Genomic DNA, 24,046 nt, shown 5'->3' on the forward strand with positions numbered 1-24,046 from the left:
CTTTATGTATCTGCTATGTGCGCATAAATGGCTCAACGATGCGCAAAACATCATCAACGGAGAAGGGTTTGGGCATCGTCGCGTCCACTTGCAAGGGAATGGTATCTAAGAGATTGTCCAGGGCAGACATTAAGACGATGGCGTGGCGCATACGTATATCTGGCTGGCGCGCCAGTTCCAGGCATACCTCACGTCCATCCATAATGGGCATGAGCATATCAAGAAATACGAGATAAGCATGTCCCTGAAGCATCTTCTCCAGGGCCTCACGCCCATTGCGTGCAATCACAATAGGATAGCCTTCAAAACTGAGAATATCCACCATCATATCGCGAATAATAGGGTCGTCGTCTACAATCAGGATCTCCTGCGGCTTCTTCTGCACCTGCATGTTATTCTCCTGCTTCGGCTGGCGGCTCTACCTGTAGTAGATAAAAAGCGAAAACAGAACCTTCATTGAGCCCACTACTCTCCAACCAGAGCTTGCCCCCCATGGCCTCAACATAGCGCCGGGAGATATACAAGCCTAAGCCCGAACCGCGCACCGGGGTTGTCAACGAGCGTGGCGCACGCACAAATTTATCAAAAATGCGCTGCTGATCTTCTGGCAAGATGCCTTCTCCCTGGTCACGCACCTGGATGACGATGACGGGAGCGTTCCCCTGCTCGACAATGGTCATATGGTCAATTGAACCCTCGGGAAGCTTCTCCGCGACATGTGAGAGAATATCTTCTTCTGCTGTTACGACAATCTCACTCTTCGCTGGCGAGTACTTTGACGCATTATCTAGGAGATTTTGGACTACTTGGCGCAGATGGACCGCATCGGCCCTAACCCACAGACGCTCATCAATAGGGAGCTTAATGCGTTGTTCAATGCTCAAGAGCAGCGTGCTCGCCGCCATCTCAGCCACGGAGCGCACCTGTACCACCTCGGGTTTCAGCTCGAGCTTCTTATCGACCGCGCCCATCTTCGCCGCCTCGGTCATATTCTCAACCAGATCGTGCAATTGCTGCGCGGCGGTACTGATCTTAGTCGCGAAGCGCAGAATATCCGAAGGGCCAATGCGTGAACTCTGACGCTTGAGCAGGCTGGAATACCCAATGATAGCGCTCATCGGGGTACGTAACTCATGCGAGGCGGTGACCAGAAATTCGTCCTTCAGCTTATCCATGCGCTGTAGCTCGGCATAGGCCTCTTCGCGCTCAGAGAACAACTGGGCATTGCGAATGGCACTCGCGGCCTGAGCACAGATCGCCAGCAACATTCCAACATCCTTCGGCTTAAAGGTTCGCCCCTCTTTGGGCAACGAGACTGAGAGTAAGCCGATAAAGTCCTCCTGGTAGAACATGGGGATCATCAGGAGCTGTTGCGCCGGGATGGCGTGCAGGAAAAAGATGCCCCCTTCGTTACTATGCTGGGCCAGTTCTTCAATACGCTCTGAGTTGAGATAGAAAAAAGCCTCATCGCGTATCTGCGGCTCCAGAAAGGTCTCCCGGAAGGGGAGGCGGATCATACGTGTCAGGGCCTCATGCTCTTCCTTATTGTGCGGCGGCTCAATGGCGGGCCGCCCACTTCCATCGTCAAGCAGGCTGACACTCGGGCGGCCATACATAGCCTCGGCGACCAGCTCTTCATGCGTGGGTGAGAGCTGGAAGAAGACGCATAACTCGACATCGACCAGGCTCGCGACCTTCTCCACAAAGCCATTCAAGAGTTCGTTGATATCCAGCACCGAGGTAATGGTCTGCAAGGTACTATTAATGGCGGCCAGCTGTGCCTCGCGCTGCTTGGCATCGCGCAAGAGATGCCGATCCCGCTCATAGAGCTTGGCATTCTCGATGCTCACGGTCACAATCTGGATCATGGTCTCCAGGACCTGAACTTCCTGCGAAGGATAGGCGCTCGTCCGGGGACTCGCCAGACTTAAAGAACCCGTAACGCGATTAAACATCTTCATCGGGAGAAAGACGAAAGATTCGGCCTGGCTCTGATCGCCCCAGGCTCCCCGCAAGAGCTCGCCATAGCGCTCAACCAGGGCTGGCTCTTGCGCGGGCGAGAATTGCAGGCTCTCCTTCTGTACCTGGGCGACATCCCACCATATGGGGCGCGCCTCTTTGGTCGAGACCGTAGGATTTGTCAGCAGTTCTTCGCACCGCTGTCCATTCTCAATGGCAAAGACATCATAGAGGCAGACGGTATCGCGATCATAGAGAGTCAACTGGAGCGACGAGACATCTACCATCTGCGAGGCAAAGCGATAAATATCTTCAATAAGATCATAAAGCTTAACATTCGTGGGGAAAGCGGTACTGATATCCTGCAAGCGCTGCAAGTACTCACCAGTCCGCCTCTGCGCGCGCTGCAAACGATCATTCTGGAGATACAACGCTACACGTTCAGCGTATTGCAACGCTTCATGGCGCTGGCGTGCCTGAAAGACTGCGCCGCCAGTGTGTTCTAGCTGGTAGAGCACGATGATACCCAGCGTCTGCGGCTGTGGATTCTGGCTCTCAGGAAGCTCAATAGTGTTCACTTCCTGTACGGGCACGACAAGGTAGGCGCTGGGCGTTACATCTACCTGGGGAGTATGACCATAGCTGCGATGAAAGATCGAGAGGTACTCATCATGAGTCATGAGGAAGGCTTCATTGCGCTGCCACACCCGTCCAATGGCATCCTGCCCTCGTGTATAACACTCGCCTACGGCAAAAAGCTCGCTCTGTTGAGGCGTAACATCTTCTACCTCGGGAAGATCAAACTCCTCACCCCGATGCGGCTCCTCGGATTCATCACGCTGAAGCTGGAGCGTCACACGCCGTCTGGGAACGCGCATATTGGCCACACCAGGCTCCAGTAGCTGGCCCGAAGCCAGGGATGCAACGTTGCGCACGCGTATATGACATGTAATGCACATCTGGTTCTCGCTCTCGTCAAACAGGGCGATGCAAGCTCCATGCGCATTAAACTGCACCATCATCTGCTGCAACAGTTTTCGTATGAGGGATGCAGAAAAGGTTGTTTCACTATGAAATTCGGAGTTTCCCCAGGTCGAGGCTGAAGTCATTACTTTCCCCTCGGTTCCTCTCTAAACCGCTAGCTGTTTAGTCTTTCGTGTGGAAATGGCGACTATACTACCAAAATAAACGCTACTATCCGTCTTTGCGTAGCATATCATACCACCTTAGTGGATTCAACGCCATTAGTATTAGCGTATCATCACACCTATATCCCTCCCCTCTATCTATTATCCTATACTTGATCTAACGAATCCGATATGCAGTTTTTTCTGCCGCCTGCGGCGGCAAAGGGGGTAAAAAAAGGCATTGGGGACACCCCAAACCCCGCAAGGGGCAGCGCCCCTTGACCCCGTCCCTCTTTCACCGAATAGCGGCTTGGGAGATCTCTCACTTCCCGCAAGGGGCAGAGCACCTTGACCCCGTTCCCTCTTTCACCGAATAGCGGCTTGGGAGATCTCTCACTTCCCGCAAAGGGCAGAGCACCTTGACCCCGTTCTCCCTCTTCAGGCAGGCATTGTGCGAAAAGAAGGCGAGCTTTCTCACATGCTCATCAGCCTATCCGGTCAAGTTCTTGTAGAGACAGAGAAGCGGCAAGCTTTCAGCTTACCGCTTCTCTGTCTCTACAAGAACTATTTAATTTAGTAGACGAAGGCGATGCCCGCGCCAGGAGTGAGGGTGGTGTAGGCCACTGAATAAGGGTTGGCACCCCAGTTCATGTTGCTGGCGGTGATGGTACCATTGGCGTTGATGCTCTCAACGATGGCCACGTGGCCCAGGCTACCCGCACCCTGCACATAAGGCTGCATGACAACAACCGCACCCTTTACAGGGGTGTAGGAGACGCGCCAGCCGAACTGATGAGCGCGGTCAACCCACTGGTAGGCATTCGCGTTGGTGGTCCAGGGCACATAAATACCATGAAGCTGATGATAGCGCTCAGTCGCCCACCATGTGCACTGAGGATAGGCAAAATAGTTGCCAGTTCCCTTACTCAAAGGAGCTGTGTAACCTGTGGTGCTGGTCTGAACCGTTGTGGTTGAGCCATTATCCGAGGTCGTGGTTGTGGACCCGTTTTTGGGAACACAAATATGCTGGTTCACATAAATTACATTTGGATTTGTCAATTTGTTGTAGTCAGCAAGTTTGCTAAAGTTAGTACCATACTGACTCGCAATCTGAGTGAGAGTGTCTCCCGATTTGACAATGTATGTCTGGTCATTGCTTCCACAGTAGGAAGCAGCGAACGCGCTAGACATAGAGCCGATGAAGCCCGTCGTAAGCAGCGCTATCGTAAGTACGGTCAGGATAACAACATGTCCTGCAAGGATACTTGTTGTCTGGTGCTGTTTACAGTATTGCCAAGCCTTTTGGTAATACTTCTGCATGTGCGTTTGCCTCCATATACTACATTGCTAATGCGCGGGCCCGTCACCCGCGAGCACCGTATTGGTGCTTACAGTCAATGTGCTGTTCATTGATGTGTATATTAGCATATGCATATTCTGGTACAGCTTGAAACACTGTGAAGCATAGGCCAAAAGGACTATACAAACCAAAACGCCTTAACCCCGCTCTAGATGCGCCCGTACACGATATGACCTCCTAAGATCGTGGCTGCGACGCCGTTCTCAGGCATTTTTTGTTGCGGTACTGCGAGGATATCGTCGCGCAGGACAATGGCATCTCCCAACTTGCCTCTTGTCAACGATCCTTTCACTTGCTCCTCACCTGCAGCATAGGCTGCGCCTAAGGTATAGGCCCAGAGCGCATCTCGTATGTCAAGCGCTTGGTCCGGCAACCAGGATGGTCGCTGACTAAAGGGATCGCTTCTAACAGTCGCCGCGTAGAGAATACTCAGCGGATCATATGTCTCGACAGGCGCGTCAGAGCCCAGGGCAATGGGAATTCCCATGGCACGCATAGTACGATAGGCATAGGCGCGCTTGTGACGCTTGCCCCAATAGCGTACCGCCAGGTCCCGGTCGGCGACGGCGTGATAGGGTTGAATGGAGGCGACCACGCCCAGGCGTTTCATCCGCTCCAGGTCCTCGGGCGCGATCAACTGCACATGCTCAAGGCGATAGCGGAGCGCCGATGCCTGGGGCGAGAGACCCTCGCGCTGCGCCCACTGCTGAGCATATTCAATCGAGTTGAGCGCGACACGCGCCGCCCGGTCGCCAATAGCATGAATAGCGACTGTCAAGCCCATAGCCGTAGCGTCACGCACGACATTCTGCATCTCTTGCTCGGGAATTGAGAGGATGCCTCGATTGTTGGGATTGCCTTCAAAGCCTTCTAGCATGGCTGCGGTCTGCGAACCCAGCGTTCCATCAGCGAAAATCTTGATGCCGCTGACTCCTACCAGGTCATTCTTCTCCATGCTGATGCCATACTCGCGCAGTTGCGGCAACATCTGGCGTGGAAGAATCATCTGCACACGCACACCAAGTTTATTCTCGCTACGCAACTGCTGGAAGAGCTGCAAGGTATTCTCGCCTTCGATATTATGCACGGTGGTGATACCATAGCGCTGGGCCTGGCTCAAGGCGCGCTCTATCAGCAGGCGATCCAGTTCGGGGTCCGAGTGCTCGACTACGCGATACACCAGTTCCGTGGCACCCTCCTCCTGCAAGATACCCGTTGGCTCGCCCGATCCGTCACGCAAGATGGCGCCAGTCTCAGGCTCTGGTGTCTCGGCGGTAATGCCTGCGCGCTGGAGGGCCAGAGAGTTGACCCAGAGCAGGTGTCCATCCTTGCTCCAGAGCACGACAGGATGATGGGGGGCTACCGCGTCAAGCGAAGCCTTTGTGGGGAAGCGGCCCGCGCTGTTGCCCGTCCAGGTATTTTTATCCCAGCGCCCGCCCTGAATCCAGCGTCCAGGTGGGGTCTGTTGCGCGCGCTGGCACACGAGTTCGGCGACCTCGTCTTCGCTGGTACACATTTCCGCATCGATATGATGCGCACGATAGGCGGCGCTCATGAGGTGAATATGCGCATCGATAAAGCCAGGCAAAACGGTCTTGCCGCGCAGGTCAACCATTTCGCTCTGCATACCAGCCAGACGACGTACCTCGTCATCGCTGCCCACAGCGAGAATGCGCCCACTGGCCAGGTCAATCGCCATAGCCTGCGCGCGCGGTTGCGCCGCATCCATCGTATATATGTTTCCATTGAGATAAATAACTCTCGCCATAACCAGACCTACCTTTTCTACCAGTGTATTTTTCGCAAGAGGAAGTGCGATGAGCATGGCATCCGCCGTGTTCATCGCACTTCCTCTTGCGAAAAATACACTACTCAGCCATAAAGTCGATGATCGCCTGTGAGAGAATATCTGGCCGATGCAGTTGAATATCGTGCGCGGTGTGCGGCATCCAGAGCACCGAACAGCGCGAGATGACGCGTGCCACCTGAGAGGCCATATAGCCCTTGGCGGCGGCGAATTCGTTCGCACTTTCCAGGCGCTCGGGCGGATCCTCACCCTGCCGAGGCTGGGCCGCCGCGGGTATCAACAGGACCGGACAAGTCAGCTTGCCATAGTAGTCCAGGGCGCGATCATCCCAGAGCGAGGCGCGAATTTGCCGCTGCTGCTCAAGTCCCAGGCGCTCTTCAACACTACCATCCGAATTCTCGCGTACATAGGTATGCACAATGGCCTCAATGTCTGGCGTCCAGAAATCGTCCATCTCCTCACGCATCTCGCGCACAAAATCGTTCCAGGAGAGCGAGCGTTCCTGGTCACCTCGCCCGCGTAAAAAGCGCTCCCGCGTCATTCCAGGCCAATAGCGTGGCTCGACATGCGGGCAATCGACGAGCACAAGATGGCTGATAAGCGCGGGATGGCGCGCGGCCAGGGCCAGGGCCACACGTCCCCCCAGCCATGCCCGACCAGGGCGACCTGCCCCAGACCCAGGGCCGCCATACCATGTACCACATCCTCGGCGATATTCACCAGGTCATAACCCGTCTCCGGCTGCTCGCTTAAGCCATGGCCCCGCAGGTCAAAGGCGATGACCGGAGAGTGCTTGTAGAGTCGTCCCGCTACCAGGTGCCAGGTATCGGCAGTCGCGCCCAACCCATGCAGCAGTATCAGGGGAATATTATCGTTATCCCATTCCTGGCTCTGCTCCTGAGCCGTGTTCAGTTGTGCCGGATCCCATTCCAGGTAGTGTAGGCGAATAATATCGGTGTCAACAAAAGAACTGCGCGGCTTGATCATCTCTATCCTCATTCTCTAAAGGTAATGAGCAGCAAGCTCCAAAGCCGAACTGCACAAAGACGCTCACCATCAACAGACTTTCCGCGCTCAACTCCAGTGTTAAGCTTATCTCACCTTCCACCCACACTCCTCTTGGACCCTGGCCCCACCACTTCTCAGCGCCTGCGGCGCTTCTTTTGGTGTGGGTAGTGTGGTTCTGGCTTGCCTTCGGCAAGCCAGAACCACACTACCCACACCTGCACATTACTGATGTATCTGCCACATCGTAGGGTCCATGCTTGCATGGACTCCTCCCGCTGACTGAAACATGGTCTACCTCTGCAAGTCCATGCAAGCATGGACCCTACACAATATGTTATTGTATTGTACCTCATCGAAAAGAATATTTTTAGTATACGCGCGTTCGTCTTTGCGAGGCATCTTCACAGCCCTGGTAGCACTCGCTTAGCGCGTGCGTAAGCCATGCGCATGCAGCACCTTGAATTTGGTATTGCCGCCAACCTCCTCGAAGGCGTGAAAATGTGCGCGTAGCACAGGCTCATATTTCAAAAAGCGATTGGCAACCAAGTAGAGGCGTCCCGTGGGACGCAAAATATGCGCGGACTCGCGGATAAAGCGCTCGGCAATCTCGGTTGTTTGCAGGCCCCCCTGATGAAAAGGGGGATTCGTTGCCACGAGATCGAACTGCTCTGTATAGACCGCGCGCGCCCCATCACTGGGCAGGATACGGACATTGGTCAAGCCCTGCTCAGCAGCCTGTTGCCGAGAGGTCGCCACAGCCGCCAGGCTAACGTCCACCATTGTGACCCAGCCCCTAGTTGCAAGACGCGCGATATGCAGGCCGATAAAACCCGCGCCACACCCCAGGTCAAGAGCCCGGTCTGTGGGCTTCACCTCTAGCGCATCCAGCAGCAGGCGCGTCCCCTCATCTAGTTGATTCTCTGCGAAGACCTTCAACACCTCAGAAGCCTTCTCACTGGTGAGTGGATCATCCTCCTTCACCGAACAGAGCACGCGTTGCCCCTTGCTAATTTCCAGGGTCTCACAGTTGCCAAAGATCGCCTGCATATGCTTGCCAATGGTCAGAATTCCTCGCTCCTTCGCGCCAGCCACGTAGAGCCTGCCGCCTTTGCGTAGCGCGTGGGCCGCGACGCGCAAGCCATATATCATCCAGGCGTTAGATGGCAGGTAGAGAAGATTCATCAGCGCAACCTCTACCTCACCCGCATCGTGGGATAAGATATAATCATGAAAAGCCACATGCTGCACGCGCTCAGGAGCGATATGCATGCTGGCCTCAGCATTGGCAATCGAATCTTCAGCGAGAACCAAGCGCACATCCTGGGTCTGCTGTGTTTGGCGCCCCTCTACCAGGCGGCGTACATAGGGATCGAGCGCGGAATTAAGGACAAGTACAGGCTCATGCCCCGCGAGGCGAACGGTTGCATCAAGTAAAGAAGATTGGAGTTTCATAGCTATGGCCCTTTACATTGATAGTGCTTTTCTCGATGATATTATAGCCGTTGCGCGAGTCGTCCCCATAGCGGGAGTGACGACTAACCCAACGTTGATGCTCACCGCACGCCAACGCGGTCAAACCCTGACCCCCCAGGCTCTCCTGGAAGAACTTCTGCGCCAGCTATCCAGCGAGACTATTTTTATCCAGCCAGGAGCAAGCGTGGCTGAAGAGATGCTACGTGAGGCGCTTACGTATATCAACGCCGCCCCCGAGCGCGTCGTTCCGAAGATTCCGCTGACACAGAGCGGAATGCGTGTTGCCCGGCAGCTTAAGCAGCAGGGACGGCGCATCGCCTTTACCGCCGTCACCTCGCTGGCCCAGACCTACAGTGCCGCCATGGTTCCCGCAGATTATATCATCCCCTACTATAATCGTTTAACGCGTGCCGGGGTTGACGCCAGCCAGCGTATCCATTGCATGGCGCAACTTCTTACGCAGTCCGCTCTCCCCTCACGCATCCTCGCGGCCAGCATCAAAACACCGTTAGAGGCTGCATCCGCGCTCCTGGCCGGTGCGCACGACCTGACCGTGGCACCCGAGGTATTATTGGAGATGGTCACAGACCCGGAGTCCGAGGCCGCCGTCGAGCGTTTCTCCCAGGATTGGCAGAAGATGAAAAAACTGTAATTATTCTTTTCGTTGCTTTTGCCAATACTATGAAATACTATTCATCATACACGTTTATCAATTCATTGCTTCGTCATCACTTCATGTTATAGTATTGGCGTGACGGAAAAGAGGAAAACCCTGGTCAGGAACCCCATAGCGAAAGCAAGGGGCTTTTCTCCTAGCTTTCGCTAAGATGTGTCTCTGTTCCTCCCTTTTGGGGAGGTAGGCACATTCACTATCCTGAGCAGACTCAGCCAGGGCAAACTTGATGGATAGAATCATCAAGGCTATCGGGCTACGATATCGGTAAGCGTTTACGTTCCTACCTGCGGGTGCGAGGCCAGCTCGCTGCTCTAGAACTCTTGAGTTAACCAGCGATAGCGGGGTTAAAGCAGTGCTCAAGAGATAGTACCGACCGATATCTTTGTCGAGGCCAACCTTACCTCCAAAGCGCAAGCTGAGGAGAGGGGTTTGGAGTCGTTCCGACAAAAAACGACTCCCCTGCAAGGGGAAATCTGCTGCGTAGGCGGCGCTTCCTCCCCAGACATCAACGTTGGGGCTTTAGCGTCGCATCAGGTAAAATATCTGACCAATAGGTGGGATAATCGGAGAACGGCCGGGGAGACAGCGCCAAGGTGGAGCGTGGGGATATGTAGATGTGATAGGCGTTGCTTAAGGTGGTGGGTCGCATTATATGCACTTTTGATGATGCAGTGGGGAGCCTGGAAGTGGGAGACCATGTGGTTGCGGAAGATGTCAGGCGTCAGGGTAGGCGATATAGTGCGATGCAGGTGGTCGGTCATAGGACATAGTCGAACTCTGTAAGTGGTAAGAGAGGGATAATTGGTCTCGTGGTAGTCTTCTTGTCTACAACCTATCCGGAAACCTAAGCGCGGAGCGCTCGCCACAGTAATGGCATTGGTTTGTGGATAAGAAGTAGTGGTGCTTACGTGGTAAGGGTGTTTTGCTCAGGTACCTGGGGGTGGGGATTGATGAGGGGTTGCAAAGGTACCGGCACCAGGGGTGCGAATGGGTATGCTGTAATCTATCTTGAGCCAAATAGATGGATATTGGGGGATGTGGGAAGTGGAAGAGCCAGGCATGCACATTCTTCTTGATAGAAACCGGAACGGGTGGTGATGAGAGGTGGTGGTGAGAAGCCTGTGGAGAACACTCCACAGGCTTCTTCTTGTTTTAAGAAACAGGTGTGCCCAGCCCCAACAGTAAAAAACTCCCACTACTATCATAGCTAGAAATATCATGGTAAACTTATGCCTGAAAGGCTACTTGCTAAGAAAGAAAAAGGCCTAAAGGTACGAGGAGAAAAACGTACAATGGTTGTCCAACAAGAAGAAAGTTCAACTACACCACCTACCACCCAACCAACGTATTCAATTGTTGCTCCGGTCTTTAACGAGGAAGAGACCATTCCCCACTTTTACGCTCGGGTTGTAGCTGTTATGGAACAGTTACAGGAACCATTCGAGCTAGTTTTGATCAATGATGGTAGTCGCGATAACTCTTACCAGATTTTGCAGTCACTTCATCGGCAAGACACTCGCGTGCGCGTAGTTGATTTCTCGCGCAACTTTGGGCACCAGGTTGCGATCTCAGCGGGACTCGACTACGCTCAGGGGCAGGCTGTGGTTATTATTGACTCCGATCTACAAGATCCACCCGAAGTCATTCTACAGCTGATTGAACGTTGGAAGGCGGGAGCCGAGGTCGTATATGCTCAACGCGCCAAACGCGATGGCGAGACAAAATTCAAGCTTATCACCGCCTCGCTTTTTTACCGCCTCATTAGCCGCATCACCTCTGTCGAGATTCCGCGCAATGTAGGTGATTTTCGCCTGCTGGATCGTCACGTTGTGGATGCCCTGATCTCCATGCGTGAGCATCATCGCTTTATGCGCGGCCTCTCAGCCTGGGTTGGTTTTCGCCAGGAGGCCGTTCTTTATGACCGCCATGAGCGCTTCGCCGGAACAACCAAATATCCATTCCAGAAAATGCTCCGCTTCTCAATGGATGCCATTACCAGCTTCAGTCACCTACCTTTGCAAATCGCGACTACCTTCGGCATGATCCTGGCTTTCTTAAGCCTGATAGGCATTATTATTGCGATTGCGCTACGTCTCTTCACGGATGCAATTGTAGGGCAGGCTTCGACCCTGATTATAGTACTCTTTATGGGAGGCATACAGCTCATTTTTCTCGGCATCATTGGAGAATACCTGGGACGTATCTATGATGAGGTTCGTGCACGACCATTATATATTGTGCATCACCTCCTCGGCATCGGCGAAAAAGAGCAAGAGGAATTGCGGAAAAACAAGCAGCATTCCAGGACCTTCCCATCCAGGCAAACGAGGTAAGATTCTCATATTTAGAAGAGCATTTTTACCTGCTGCATTCTACTAATTCTTCCTGAATGATTCAATTAATGCATTGTAGGGTCCATGCTGGCATGGACCCTACGCTATTTGGCCGCACTCTTAAGCGTATGCTTGGGGAAACAGCGTAGCACCGTCCATTGATCATTTGGGCCACGATCAGTTCTGTAGAGCACATCATAATGCTGACAGCTAACAGTATAGCCGGTTCTCAAGATAGCAACGTACGATGTCGATGCCTCGAGCTCCGGAGAGGGATCTGGAGGACTAAAATAAAAACGCCCATAGTGAGACACCCAGTAGACCCCCTTTATCAACTTAATATCAGCGTGCGTATAGAAGTCCTTTGCATCTAGCTGCAGATAAAACAGGGTATCTGCGTAGCTCGCCCAGTTATTACTGAAATGAATATAGATTGATTCATTGGGAGAAGCCTCAGAAAGGGCATGCTTCAATGAATCATCATATCCAACAGAGAACAAACTTGCGTTTTCTTTATTATAGTTCCTAAAGTAGTACTGGTAAAAGACGATGCTGGGAAATATGAGTGAGCCAATCAGCAGAAGCGCAATGATTTTCTGGCTACTCAGGGGCTGTATAGATTCGATCAGCGCGACAATTCCATAAGCAGCTAGCATAATGAGCGGAATAAAGATCACATTTGAACGAACTACATTCAGTAGGAAGAGCACAAATGTGGGAAGAGTAGCAATCAACCAGAAAACAAAGACGTTGCGCGACAAGGGTTGGCGCTTCAGGCTAAAATAGACACCGAGTACTACAAAAGGAGGCATTAACCAGCCAAGAGGGGATACCCATGGAACACTCTGGAAAAGCCAATTATCATGGAAACCACTGACGGCAAAGCGTAAATTCTCCACAAGGATTGCTGAATGCGAGAGCCCTTCATTCACCTGGTCTAGCCGGTTCGCGGGAAGGTAGGGAATAGTGATTGGAAGATGAGCCAGAAATGGCAGGGCTCTATGTAATACATCGTTCTCTACCACATAAAGCAAAAATGGCGCCGAGACCAGCAGGAAAATGAGGATACTGAGGATAAAGCTAACCTTCTCTTTGAGAATGGTCTTGTAGTTAAGAAGCAGAAACAGAAACAGAAAAATAGGAATGGGCACAATAGAGGTCCCATATGCATAAAAAGCGAGTGCCAGAGGGATAAGCGAGAATGGCATCCAGAGACGGCAACGAGGAGAATCATAGCTATAGGTTAGCGCCCATACGCCAAATAAAAAGAAAAAGGGAAGGATATTAGACTCCATGCTCCAGCGCGTCGCCATAACATACCAGGGGAGACTCGCAAGCAAGAAGGAGGCCAAAAGCGCGGTATTAGTATTGTAAATCTTCTTCACTGTGGAATAAAGTAAATAGACAGCGAAGACGCCCAGAATGGCAGGCACAAGGCGGATCGAAAAAATACTCAAGCCAAACAGTTTAATAAATGGAATGCTCAGATATGCTTGCAATACATTTTGTCCCGAACCCCAACCAGGAAAATACACCGGGAAGGGATTCCCCCAGCGGTCAGTTCCATGTTGCAAGAGGGCATAAGCATCATAGCCTTCAGTCGCCTCATCAACCCACATGCCAGCCGGGGTATTTGGAAATTGATAAAACCGTAAAAAAACGGCCAGCGCCATAATGAACCAGAAGGCAATTCGTTGCCAGGATGTCTTCAGTATGTGAAAGAATGAATCCAGAATAGGTGTACTTGGAGGAAGCACAAGAGGATTCGTATTTTGTTCTGCTAATACATCTTGATTCGATAGCACAAGCCTTCTCCAATTCTGTACTATAAGATAAATAGGATGATTGAGTATAGGTTGGCGCAGCCGTATGTTGCGCCAACCTATACTCAATCATCCTCATAGGAAGCATAAAAAATAACTTGCACATGAGGTATATTTGAGCTCAATAGCAGGCAGGAACGAACAATGGCACAATCTGGCCTTGCATACAAAATTTCCTATTATATTGAAGCAAATATACTTTAGGTAAGTTTTTGCTGTCAATAAGCAACCCGATCAGGCCATATAAATGGAAAATATCCCTCAATAATCACACTAATTGATGAATTCACCACTAAACATTTAAAACATGCCCACGCGCCACTCTTTGAGCCAGCGCCGAGAGCGGTGCTCACGCGCACGGATCAGCGCCTCTTCCCCTCTTATCTGAAAGGCAAAACTCACCACGATATCCGGCTCGTCGGGAACGTAGGTCACGGTTTGCAGTTCCTTATCAATACGAATCGCGCCTTGATTCCCTGTATACCAGGGCGACATGAGGTTGACAAAGGTCACCGTGTTCTGCCCCAGCTGCTCGCTCTTGACGAGACCCGGAGCCTCCCAGCCAGTATGGGTATGCCCGCTGAGAAAGAGGCAGGTCCGGTCGTGGCGCGCCAGGATATCACGCACGGCCTGCGAGTTCTCGGGCGAGAAGAAGTTCTGCATGGAGTTATAGTCACGACCGACATGTGGGTCGCGGTCCAGGACGGTGTTGCGCAGCGGAGCATGAAAGAAGATAGCGGCTGGCTTCCCGCGAGAAGCCATCAAGGTCTCGTCCAGGAACGCCAGCGTCTCACGTGAGACATAGACATAGGCCGGGTCCTGAAGCATATGTGGATCTGGGTAGTCGAGCATAATGCAGGTGACGCCTCCCACCTGCCAGCTATAGCGCGGGGGACGCTGCCAGAAGTGGTGAAAAGTCTCTAGCATAGTGGCCGGATCTTCGCCATCCGGGCCATGAAATTCATGATTGCCCACACCCGGATAGAAAGGGATATCGCCCAGCTCCCGAGTAAGGCAGGTCCGGGCAAGCTCATAGTTAGCGGGCGCGCAGGTCTCCACCAGGTCACCCGGGGCGGCACAGAAGGCAGGCTCCTCCTCCTCCTGCCAGAGCGCGCGCAGATCAACAAACATTAACTGCAAACGCTGCTCGTGCACCTCGTGCCAGGCCGGCATGGCCCTGTAGTGCATATCTCCAATCGCCCAGAAATAGAGGGCCGCCTCATGCGTTCCTTCACTCATATTCACCTCTCTGTATGCATTTCTAACTCTATACTATTGTAAACTATACATATTAAGGCGGGGTAATAGAGTATAGAGTATATGACGTGACCGGGCTAATGGCCCGGTCACGTCATATACTCTATTAAAGCACAGGCACATAAGTCAATAACATAATTCATAGTAAACTTTATTTTTGCACAATAACACACCCTGCCAGCCCCTGAAAAAACCTGGCATCCCAAAGGGGGTGTCAGGTTATAAAAAGAAGAAATTAATCAGTGCTGTTGGTGAAAAGTAGATCCATCATTGAGAAAAATGAATTGCTGATCAAGCACATGCACGATTAAGTCGGGTTTTCCATCGCCGTTCACGTCTTTGTCGGCCTCACCCCAGGCAGGTGTGAGATCCTGACCAGCGCCCACGAGCGAGGGGCCAGTAAACATACGTGACTTTGAGGGATCGCCACCAGGAATCTCGATAATCTGGATGCGACGATTTAGATTGATAATGACGAAATGAGTTTTATTTTGCGCGCTATCATTGTGGCCAACCACGGCGTCAAACTGAGATGTTCGCGGGCGACCATAGTGCAGATCATCCTGGTAAACATGCCACCAGGAAGCCAGCGTGCTCATCCCGAGAATCAATAACACGGTACAGGCCATGCCAATAACCATAATCAAAAGGGCGGGATTGCCCTTTTTTGCCTTTGGACGCTCACGCTTCAGGTCGCGTGACTCACGGACGGGAACCTCAACCATAGGCATCTCTCGTGTCTGACCCGAGCGCCTGCGCTGGGGAACAGCCTTGCGATCAATCATGACATCGTCGCGCGTATTGCGCTCACGTGTCGGCGGGTTTGAGCGATACCTCCGTGTACTTGTCCTCGACCGGGTTTCGTAGATAGCGTCATCTTCTTCTGCTGGATCATACATCAGCGGACGTGGCTCCCTTCTTGTCTGCATAGTATCCAATGACCCTTCCTCCTTTCTAGCAGAGTTCTAGAACATATTTTCCTAAGTATACCAGAAGATAGGTTCTAGTCAAGCAATATCAATCCAGAAGGGCCTTTATAGCAAAAAATGGCTATGGGAGCCTGAAGCAAGAAAGATTCCATACAAACATATAGAGGCAAGCCGAGGAGAGTTTCCTCGGCTTGCCCGGTGATGCGAGGCGGGTTGGGTTAGAAAATAGTCTCTTCGCCGTAGCTGTGTGATAGCTTAATAAACTACTAAGATCTTATTCCGAAACCCAACGCCACTGGCGTGTCTAGCGCTTCGCGCTCAGGGTTTTCGGATAAGTAGTAAGCTTAAAACAATAAGCGCCTGGGCGCTTTTACACAGCTTGCGCCTCTCGGGTTAATTTTAAGCTTGCGTTGACGGCTTCGCGAATCGTCTGGGTCGTAAATGGCTTCGATAGGTACGTCTGAACACCAGCCAGGCGCGCCTTCAAGCGGTCTACAACGCCATTATGCCGCGACAGCATAATAATCGGCGTATTGCTCCAAGCAGACTTCGATCTTAAATACCGTGCAATTTCATAGCCATTCATCTTGGGCAAATCAATGTCCAGGATAACCAGATCTGGAATGCGCTCCAATTCACGATTCGTCACTGCCTGCAATGCCTCGACGCCATCATTGAATGCTGCGACACGAAAACCTTCGCGGCGCAAACTTATCTCGACGATCTTCCGTACCGTAGGAGAGTCATCAATGATCATCACGAGTTTACTCATGTTTGACTTCCTTTTACTCTCTTTACCCCATTTGTACGTAAACCTTTTTACCTATGTCTCCCCTACCTAATTATGCATATACAGTATTATCTGGTACAATGACAACTACTAGACAACTACATAACAACTTTGCGACGTTCCTTATAAGGATGTGCTTGATTTACAAACTCTCGCACGTTGCCTGCATTATTTTATAAATCCCAATAAGCAGAGTATTTGCACCCATGGGGCCTGCGTTTTGACATACTTCTTATCTAAAAACTCTGAGCGCGCTTGTCCCCGAATGGGGGAAGCGCTAGTCACGCCAGTGACGTTGGGTTTCGGAATAAGATCTTAGGGGTGACAGGCATGAAACCAAATCAGCGCTTACGGCGCGAGCGCGAGCTACGTGGCTGGTCACAATCCAGGGTAGCGCAAGAACTTGGCACCGATCCCGCGACGGTCAGTCGCTGGGAACGAGGGCTTTCTTTCCCTTATCCATTTTTCCGCGAACGTCTCTGTGAACTCTTTGGTAAAAATGCTGAGGAACTAGGACTGGTTCAGGAGACGCCCACGACCTTGCCTGTGGAAGAGAGCCTGGCTCTGCCTGCCATTGATAGCGAACTATCACCCGTCCTTCCTATCTCACCAGATCCCATTCTCGATCCCACCATCCCTCTTCTATCCGCCATTGATGGCTCACTCATTGGGCGTGATGATCTTTTGCAGCATATTCGTGACCAGCTGAGCGACACGACGCGTGGTCCGGCGTTTGTCGCGCTCAACGGCCTTCCTGGTGTGGGCAAAACCTCCCTGGCCGTCGCCCTGGCGCATGATCCCTCTCTACAGCAAACCTTTAGCGATGGCATTCTCTGGGCCGGGCTTGGTCCTCATCCTGAGGTCCTGGAACATCTCAGCCGCTGGGGTACATTCCTGCATGTCGATGAGGCCTCCCTCCCTAATAAGGAGAGTTGTGAGTCCTGGGCACAGGCCATCCGCTTCGCCATTGGGCAGCGCCATATATTGATTGTTATCGATGATGTCTGGCAGATCGAAGATGCCCTGAGCTGCCAGATTGGCGGACCCAACTGCGCGTTTCTGTTGACCACTCGCTTTCCCCATATCGCGCTCCATTTTGCCGCTGGTAACACCACCCCGGTTCACGAGCTGGCCGAAAATGATGGCCTGGCCCTGCTGGCCCGGCTCGCGCCACACGTGGTCCAGGACGAGACCGAGAGCGCGCTGGAGCTGGTCCGCTCCGTTGGCGGCCTCCCTCTTGCTCTGACCCTGATTGGCAAATACTTACGCATTCAGTCGTATGGTCGCCAGCCTCGCCGTATCAACGCGGCTCTCACACGCCTGCGCGACGCGCGAGAACGCCTGCAAATCAGTGAGCCACGCTCACTCATTGATCGGCACACCAGCCTTACGCCCGAGAGCCGTGTCTCGCTCCAGGCCATCATTGAGGTCAGCGACGCCCTGCTCGATCTACCTGCACGCACCGGCTTACGCGCTCTCTCTGTCTTCCCGGCTAAACCGAATAGCTTCTCCGAGGAAGCCGCGCTAGCAGTCATGGCCCTCTCTCAGGAGGTACTCGATACGCTTTCGGATGCCGGACTGCTAGAGAGCAATGGCCCCAATCGCTATACCCTGCATCAGACTATCGCCGATTACGCCCGCGTCCTGCTTGAGGATAGCGAGGTCTATATGCGCTTTGTGCAGTATTTTATCTCCTACCTGGAGGAGCATACCCAGGACTATTCTCTGCTAGACCAGGAGAGCCGCAACACCCATATCGCGCTGGAACTGGCGCATACCCGTCAGATGCACGATGCCTTTCTGCGCGGCATCAAGGCCAGCAGCCCCTATCTCTTCGTGCGTGGCCGCTATTCAGAGGCCGAAAAGTATTTTTCGACCGCGCTAGAACTGGCGCTCTCGCTGCAACGTTTGTCGGATGCCACTGTTTTTCTGCGCGACCTGGGGCGCATCGCCCATACACGCGGCAATTATCTCCAGGCTGAGACGTACTATCAGCGCGGCCTCCAACTGGCGCACCAGCAACAAGATGAGCTCGCTATCAGCAGGCTCCTCACACACCTGGGAACGATTATGCACCGGCGGGGCCTCTTCAGCGAAGCCATTGCCTATTTGGAAGACGGGATGCTTCACGCGCGTCACACGAATGACCAGGAACAACTCTCCTATATTCTCCTGGGGCTGGCCCATGCCCACGGTAGCCTGGATCATTATAAGCAGGCCGAGGAGTACGCCTGGGAGAGCCTGGAGATCGCACACTCCCTCGGCAATGGCGAGCATCTCGCGGACGTCCTTCATCGTCTGGGAACACTAATCTATGAACGGGGCGATTATGAACAAGCCCTGGGCCTGCTCTTTGAGAGCCTCGATCAGGCCAGCCTGATCGCTCACCGGGAGAAGATGTGTCATATCCTCAACAATATTGGCTGTGTTCTGGGTGAGCTGGGAGACTTTCCCCAGGCTGAGCGCTATTTCCAGGAGGCTCAGGAGCTGGCCCAACAGATCAACGCCCAGGAGATCCTCTGCAATATCCTAGGCAACCTGGGCTATGTCGCCAATGAGTGTGGAGAATATGAGAAGGCGGAGCCATTTCTGCGTGAAGGCCTGGCTCTAGCTAGCAAAATAGGTCATTCCGTCTCAATTTGCGAATGCCTGGAAAGTCTAGGCACGCTTGCGCGTAACCGTCACGACTATACCCAGGCCGAGAAATACTACCAGGAAGGCTTGGTACGCGCGCGCATGATGAATAATAAACGCGTGATCATTAATATGCTCACAGGTCTAAGCGCCACTATGATAGCTTGTATGCGTTACACAGATGCCGAAGGCTATCTTGAAGAGGGCCTGGCCCTGGCGCGCGACATTCATCGTCCACGCCAGCTCTGCAACCTGCTCTATGAGTATGGCAAGCTAGAGGACTGTCGCCAGCAACCACAACGCGCACGCGTCTATTTCCAGGAGATGCTCACAATGCCTGCCATCGGCGAGGAGGTCATGGCACGCGCACGCTATGGCCTGGCACATACCGCGGCCCTCGAGGGAGATTACGCGACCGCTCACCAGTTGGGCAATATCAGTGCGACCTTCTTTGCTCAACAGCATCATCGCTTAAGCAAGGAAGCACGGCTCTGGTTGGACAGCTTGCCTCTCTCGCAGGAGGAGAAAGCCTCAGAATATTAACGTGCCAAATATGTCTTCACTATGGGTCCAGAGAAAAACCTATGCGCTAAACCTCTTTTAAGTCACTATCCGAACATGATACAATAATCCCATTGCAAAACCGGGTTGGACTTCCTTATTTTCAAATCGTAGAGTTTTACTGCTTTGACCTGGCCACGGATCACTTCGCCGGGGAATCGGGCAGGCTCCATTAAGAAGAAATAAAGCATAGATGTTAGCATGCTAGATATTATTATCAGGCTGGCTCAAGATTTTCGTGCACAGCACAAACAACTGTATATGGTAGGTGGGACGGTACGCGACGTGCTTCTTCAACGTGGCGAGTCCGCCGACGCCGACCTGGCCACTGATGCTCTTCCAGAAGAAATCAAACGCCTGGTGGCTCCCACGCGGCCGAGTGCAGTCGTCCTGGTAGGCGAGCGCTTTGGGACGGTACGCCTCATTTACGAGAGCAACAACATTATCGAAATTACGACCTTTCGCAGCGAACGCTATAATCCAGAGTCGCGTAAGCCAGAGGTGTGCTTTGGAACCGATCTGGCAGAAGATCTGCAACGGCGTGACTTCACCATTAATGCTCTTGCACGCGATCCCCTCAATGGCTCCATTATTGATCTCTTTGCAGGACGCCAGGACCTTGAGGAGCATATTATACGCGCCGTTGGTAACGAGCCGGATAAACGCTTCGATGAAGATCCTCTACGCCTCTTGCGCGCCATTCGTTTCGCCGCGCAACTGGACTTCGAAATCGAGTCTTCGACCTGGCAGTCAATCAAACGCCAGGCCAACAAATTGCAGAAGATCAGTCGTGAGCGCATCCGTGACGAGATGAACAAGCTCCTGGTCTCGGCGCATCCTGCTAAGGGACTGGACCTCCTGGTAGAGGCCGGGCTGATGGAGTATATCATGCCCGAGGTCATGGAGTTGCGTGGCGTCAGCCAGCAGCCTACTCCGCGCGCGGCCTCCTCCAAGGATGTATACGCCCATGTGCTGCGTGTCGTCGAGCGCACTCAGCCAAAGCTGAAGAATCGCTGGTGTGGCCTGCTGCACGACATCGCCAAGCCTCGCACCAAGAGCGTTGAAGATCACAAGGTTCACTTCTTTGGCCACGAGGATGTCGGCGCGCACATGACCCGCGATATACTCAAGCGCCTGCACTTTGACCGCGAGTTTATTGACTCGGTCTCCCGCGTGGTGCGCCTGCACATGCGCGCTAATGCCTATACTATCGATTGGACCGATGGCGCAGTACGCCGTCTGATGCTCGACGCCGATCACGATCTGCCAACACTGCTCGATCTCTCGAGCGCCGATATTACAAGCTATCGCGTTGACAAGGTCGCTCGGGCAACCGCACGTGTCGCGGAGCTTACCGAGCGCTGCCAGCGCTTGCGCGAGGAGGCCGAACGTGTTCCCATCAAGAGCCCACTGGATGGCAATGAGCTGATGCAGCTCTTTGAGCGCGGCCCCGGCCCCTGGCTCCGCCCATTAAAAGAGTACCTGCTGAGTCTGGTCATTGATGGCGCACTGGCCTCTGATGACAAGGAGCGTGCAGTCAGCCTGGCTAAAGAGTTCGTTGAGCGCGAAAAGCTTTAACATCTTATGCAATTCCTAAGAAAAACAGGAAGCGAGAACGTTCGATGAGTGCCCTCCGCGATGACGTTGTGCAGTTTCTCAATACGCATCTCAATATCAGCGCCTTCCGTGATTACTGCCCAAATGGCATGCAGGTCATCGGCAAGCCAGAGGTCAGACGCGTGGCCCTGGGAGTGAGCGCAAATCTTGAGTGCTTTCGCATGGCCGCCGCCGCGGGTGCCGACATGCTGATTACCCATCATGGCCTCTTCTGGGAGAATATGCCCCGCGAAATCGGCGTCATGATGAAGGGACGTCTCAAGCTCCTCTTTGAGCACGATATTACCCTGCTTGCCTATCACCTCCCCCTCGATGCCCATCCTGAGATAGGTAATAACGTGCTCTGGTTACAAAAACTCGGTTTTACCCTTGAGGGAGGCAACTTTGCCAGCTCTCGCGGTAAGGCCATTGGCGCGATAGGGACCGCGCCTCAACGCACGGTCCTGCGCGAACTGGTCGAGGAGATCGCCAAAGCGGCTGGCACTCAACCCCTGGTCTATGAATATGGACGCCAGACGGTACGCCGCCTGGGAGTGGTGACTGGTGGTGGACCCGGCTACCTGCTTGAGGCCATAGCCGCTGGCTGTGACACCTTCCTGACAGGCGAGACCGACGAGCCGACCGAGGCATACGCGCGCGAGGAGGGCGTCAATTTTATCTCGATTGGACACTACAATTCTGAGAAGATCGGTATTCAAGCACTGGGACCACTACTAGAGCGCCAGTTTGAGGTCGAAACCCTCTTCTGCGACGTCCCCAACGCAATCTAAGCTTGTAGTGTCGTGGCGTGGGGGCAGGCGATGCCCGTCCCCCACGCCACGACACTACAAGCTTTTGCAAATACATATTAGGTAGTAAAATATATTGGCGAAAATATACGTATGAATACAACCAGTATGCCATCACAGGATGAGCAAGAAACCGGGCAACAGGAGCGCTGGGCCACCAGCGATTTCTCTCCCAGCACAGCATACCGCGCCGCCTTTCTCATTGATGGGCGTATGACAATGCTTGAGATGTGTATCCACTTTCTACGCGCGAAAAATTCTATCTATATCGCCGCCTGGGGCCTGACACCTAACCTCCCTATCATACGTGGCAAGCACCACCGCGCTGGTCCTGATGGCTCCCCCGAACAAGAAGAGCTACTTATCTGGCTGCGCAAGAAGGGCCTCTCCGAAAGCGCCATCACCTTCTGGCAGGAAAGCGAGGCCCTGACCGTCACCAATGTACTCGGCTATGTGGCCAGGCAGGGCGTCGATGTCTGCGTCTTGCTCTGGGACTTCTTCTCGGCACCCTTACAGGTTGGTCCCCAGCAAGTAAAAGAAGAGCTTGAGAGCTACGGCATTCGCTGCCTCACCGACAATGGCAACCGCGACCTGCTCAACCATCCCATTCAATCGTTGCACCAGAAAACGGTGGTCATCGATAATCGCTACGCCTTCGTTGGCGGCATCGACCTGATGACCGAGCGCAATGGAGACTTTGACCGTTGGGACACCAAGGGCCACATTTACTATAATCTCTTGCGTCAGGGCCTGGACGGGCAGATGCCTCACTCCTGGCATGATGTACATTTCCGCTTCGAGGGGCCAGCTGTCGGGGATGTCGCCTATAACTTCTACCAACGCTGGAACGCTGTCGTGGATCGCCAGCAGCTTGATGAGGCCTTGCTCCTGCCAGCCCCCTCGAAGGATGTGTCACCCACCGATAGGCGCAAGCACGAGGCCATTCCCATTCAGGTGACACGTACGATCCCCACCCAAACCTATGACTTTGCTCCCGATGGTATCGCCAGTATTTTCGAGGCCTATCTCCACGCCATTGGGCAGGCTCAACGCTTCATCTATCTGGAAAACCAGTACTTATGGCGGCGAACCTTTCTCGGCCTGGATAACCCAACCTTTGGCCCGCCACACGAGGACATGGAACGGCTCTTGCAGGCCCTGGCGAACGCCCTGGAACGTGGTGTCCATATCGTGCTCGTCCTGCCAGACCACCCAAATGTGGGACGCCACTTTACCGATGACGGCCTGAGCTATTTACAAGAGCTGGCCCCTGGCGCCATTGGCGCGGGCCGACTCCAGGTCTATACCCTGGGCACAGATCACCAGGAGGAGGAAGAGACGGGGCGCTACTATCGTCCGATCTATGTCCATGCCAAGGTCGCCATTATCGATGACTACTGGGCGACCGTTGGCTCGGCCAATCTCAATGACCGGGGCATGCGTAATGATGCCGAACTCAATATCGCCATGCAACATGAGACCATCGCGCATGCCCTACGCGTACTCCTGATGGCCGAACACCTGGGTGTGGTTGACGAAGATATGCTTTTTGCTATGATTGAAATTATGGGACGCCTCGAACCCAGTGATGAGATGCACAGGGTCAGCGGCGAACTGGGGGCGCTCTGGGCCAGCCTACAAGCCCTGCTCACCGATCCCTACGCCGCTATGGCGGCATTCGCCAAGCAGGCTCGAACAAATCTGGAAGCTATCAGAAATGGCCATGCACTGACTGGGCATTTAGTCCCATATATCCGCCAGAACCTGGCTGACGATTATGAGCTGGCAGTTGACGCGACCAAAGGCTGGCTCTATCAGTTCTCCAAACCCTGATCTCTTACCCTCTTGAACAAGGAGCCATGAATGAGAGATAATCAGGGCCGACATTATACTATAGATCATTT

The 24,046-nt window shown here is 53.2% G+C and carries 17 protein-coding genes; 6 read left to right on the forward strand and 11 right to left on the reverse strand.

The genetic code is table 11. From position 1 onward, the window contains the following. Positions 1-13: 13 nt before the first annotated feature. The 7 genes from KTE_RS12365 to KTE_RS12395 form a co-directional block, all read right to left on the reverse strand. Positions 14-391, reverse strand: a complete 378-nt coding sequence (locus KTE_RS12365; protein WP_201381364.1) for a response regulator transcription factor — start codon at positions 389-391, stop codon at positions 14-16. Between the two features lies 1 nt (position 392). After that, positions 393-3,068, reverse strand: coding sequence for a GAF domain-containing sensor histidine kinase (locus KTE_RS12370; RefSeq protein WP_201381365.1), 2,676 nt, complete (start codon positions 3,066-3,068; stop codon positions 393-395). Positions 3,069-3,659: 591 nt separating this feature from the next. Beyond that, the gene (locus tag KTE_RS12375) at positions 3,660-4,406 is read right to left on the reverse strand and encodes a CHAP domain-containing protein (protein WP_201381366.1); all 747 of its coding nucleotides are present in this window, start codon (positions 4,404-4,406) and stop codon (positions 3,660-3,662) included. Between the two features lie 188 nt (positions 4,407-4,594). Next, positions 4,595-6,289, reverse strand: coding sequence for an amidohydrolase (locus KTE_RS12380; RefSeq protein ID WP_201381368.1), 1,695 nt, complete (start codon positions 6,287-6,289; stop codon positions 4,595-4,597). A gap of 25 nt (positions 6,290-6,314) precedes the next feature. Continuing rightward, the gene (locus tag KTE_RS12385) at positions 6,315-6,887 is read right to left on the reverse strand and encodes an alpha/beta fold hydrolase (protein WP_201381371.1); all 573 of its coding nucleotides are present in this window, start codon (positions 6,885-6,887) and stop codon (positions 6,315-6,317) included. Beyond that, entirely contained in the window at positions 6,791-7,240 is a 450-nt protein-coding gene (locus KTE_RS12390) for an alpha/beta fold hydrolase (protein WP_201381374.1), read from the reverse strand. The genes KTE_RS12385 and KTE_RS12390 overlap by 97 nt, the downstream gene beginning before the upstream one ends. Positions 7,241-7,684: 444 nt before the next feature. Beyond that, the gene (locus KTE_RS12395; RefSeq protein ID WP_201381375.1) at positions 7,685-8,713 is read right to left on the reverse strand and encodes a class I SAM-dependent methyltransferase; all 1,029 of its coding nucleotides are present in this window, start codon (positions 8,711-8,713) and stop codon (positions 7,685-7,687) included. 4 nt (positions 8,714-8,717) lie between these two features. Between KTE_RS12395 and KTE_RS12400 the strand changes: the two genes are divergently transcribed. Both KTE_RS12400 and KTE_RS12405 read left to right on the forward strand, forming a co-directional pair. Next, a complete protein-coding gene (locus KTE_RS12400; protein ID WP_201381376.1) occupies positions 8,718-9,386 on the forward strand; it encodes a transaldolase family protein in 669 nt (222 codons plus the stop codon). Between the two features lie 1,316 nt (positions 9,387-10,702). After that, positions 10,703-11,743, forward strand: a complete 1,041-nt coding sequence (locus KTE_RS12405) for a glycosyltransferase family 2 protein (protein ID WP_201381377.1) — start codon at positions 10,703-10,705, stop codon at positions 11,741-11,743. A 104-nt stretch (positions 11,744-11,847) separates the two neighbouring features. Here the strand turns inward: KTE_RS12405 and KTE_RS12410 are convergent, their stop codons facing one another. From KTE_RS12410 to KTE_RS12425, 4 genes are all read right to left on the reverse strand, one after another. Next, positions 11,848-13,548, reverse strand: coding sequence for a glycosyltransferase family 39 protein (locus KTE_RS12410; protein ID WP_201381378.1), 1,701 nt, complete (start codon positions 13,546-13,548; stop codon positions 11,848-11,850). A gap of 318 nt (positions 13,549-13,866) precedes the next feature. After that, positions 13,867-14,805 carry a metallophosphoesterase gene (locus KTE_RS12415; protein ID WP_201381379.1) on the reverse strand — a complete coding sequence of 313 codons (939 nt, stop codon included), beginning with the start codon at positions 14,803-14,805 and terminating at the stop codon, positions 13,867-13,869. A gap of 257 nt (positions 14,806-15,062) precedes the next feature. Then, positions 15,063-15,761 (reverse strand): hypothetical protein, encoded by a 699-nt coding sequence (locus tag KTE_RS12420; RefSeq protein ID WP_201381381.1) that lies wholly within the window; start codon positions 15,759-15,761, stop codon positions 15,063-15,065. 361 nt (positions 15,762-16,122) lie between these two features. Continuing rightward, positions 16,123-16,524, reverse strand: a complete 402-nt coding sequence (locus KTE_RS12425) for a response regulator (RefSeq protein WP_201370394.1) — start codon at positions 16,522-16,524, stop codon at positions 16,123-16,125. Between the two features lie 348 nt (positions 16,525-16,872). Here KTE_RS12425 and KTE_RS12430 point away from each other — a divergent pair, with 348 nt between their 5' ends. The 4 genes from KTE_RS12430 (at position 16,873) to KTE_RS12445 (ending at position 23,975) form a co-directional block, all read left to right on the forward strand. Beyond that, positions 16,873-19,719 (forward strand): tetratricopeptide repeat protein, encoded by a 2,847-nt coding sequence (locus KTE_RS12430; protein WP_201381383.1) that lies wholly within the window; start codon positions 16,873-16,875, stop codon positions 19,717-19,719. 219 nt (positions 19,720-19,938) lie between these two features. Then, on the forward strand, positions 19,939-21,315 hold the full coding sequence (locus tag KTE_RS12435) for a CCA tRNA nucleotidyltransferase (RefSeq protein ID WP_201381386.1): 1,377 nt from the start codon (positions 19,939-19,941) through the stop codon (positions 21,313-21,315). A gap of 44 nt (positions 21,316-21,359) precedes the next feature. Next, positions 21,360-22,124: a Nif3-like dinuclear metal center hexameric protein gene (locus tag KTE_RS12440; protein WP_201381388.1), complete on the forward strand. Its 765-nt coding sequence runs from the start codon at positions 21,360-21,362 to the stop codon at positions 22,122-22,124. A gap of 111 nt (positions 22,125-22,235) precedes the next feature. Beyond that, on the forward strand, positions 22,236-23,975 hold the full coding sequence (locus KTE_RS12445) for a phosphatidylserine/phosphatidylglycerophosphate/cardiolipin synthase family protein (protein WP_201381390.1): 1,740 nt from the start codon (positions 22,236-22,238) through the stop codon (positions 23,973-23,975). Positions 23,976-24,046: the final 71 nt, after the last annotated feature.

Origin of the sequence: Ktedonobacter sp. SOSP1-85, assembly GCF_016587415.1 — a bacterium.
Taxonomy (GTDB): domain Bacteria; phylum Chloroflexota; class Ktedonobacteria; order Ktedonobacterales; family Ktedonobacteraceae; genus Ktedonobacter.

What these genes read in the sequence shown, in the direction of transcription:
- KTE_RS12415 (WP_201381379.1), bottom strand. Translation starts at nt 14,805, where the DNA reads ATGAGTGAAGGAACGCATGAGGCGGCCCTCTATTTCTGGGCGATTGGA.
- KTE_RS12390 (WP_201381374.1), bottom strand. Translation starts at nt 7,240, where the DNA reads ATGATCAAGCCGCGCAGTTCTTTTGTTGACACCGATATTATTCGCCTA.
- KTE_RS12380 (WP_201381368.1), bottom strand. Translation starts at nt 6,289, where the DNA reads ATGAACACGGCGGATGCCATGCTCATCGCACTTCCTCTTGCGAAAAAT.
- KTE_RS12395 (WP_201381375.1), bottom strand. Translation starts at nt 8,713, where the DNA reads ATGAAACTCCAATCTTCTTTACTTGATGCAACCGTTCGCCTCGCGGGG.
- KTE_RS12440 (WP_201381388.1), top strand. Translation starts at nt 21,360, where the DNA reads ATGAGTGCCCTCCGCGATGACGTTGTGCAGTTTCTCAATACGCATCTC.
- KTE_RS12405 (WP_201381377.1), top strand. Translation starts at nt 10,703, where the DNA reads ATGGTTGTCCAACAAGAAGAAAGTTCAACTACACCACCTACCACCCAA.
- KTE_RS12370 (WP_201381365.1), bottom strand. Translation starts at nt 3,068, where the DNA reads ATGACTTCAGCCTCGACCTGGGGAAACTCCGAATTTCATAGTGAAACA.
- KTE_RS12430 (WP_201381383.1), top strand. Translation starts at nt 16,873, where the DNA reads ATGAAACCAAATCAGCGCTTACGGCGCGAGCGCGAGCTACGTGGCTGG.
- KTE_RS12435 (WP_201381386.1), top strand. Translation starts at nt 19,939, where the DNA reads ATGCTAGATATTATTATCAGGCTGGCTCAAGATTTTCGTGCACAGCAC.
- KTE_RS12445 (WP_201381390.1), top strand. Translation starts at nt 22,236, where the DNA reads ATGAATACAACCAGTATGCCATCACAGGATGAGCAAGAAACCGGGCAA.
- KTE_RS12365 (WP_201381364.1), bottom strand. Translation starts at nt 391, where the DNA reads ATGCAGGTGCAGAAGAAGCCGCAGGAGATCCTGATTGTAGACGACGAC.
- KTE_RS12425 (WP_201370394.1), bottom strand. Translation starts at nt 16,524, where the DNA reads ATGAGTAAACTCGTGATGATCATTGATGACTCTCCTACGGTACGGAAG.
- KTE_RS12400 (WP_201381376.1), top strand. Translation starts at nt 8,718, where the DNA reads ATGGCCCTTTACATTGATAGTGCTTTTCTCGATGATATTATAGCCGTT.
- KTE_RS12375 (WP_201381366.1), bottom strand. Translation starts at nt 4,406, where the DNA reads ATGCAGAAGTATTACCAAAAGGCTTGGCAATACTGTAAACAGCACCAG.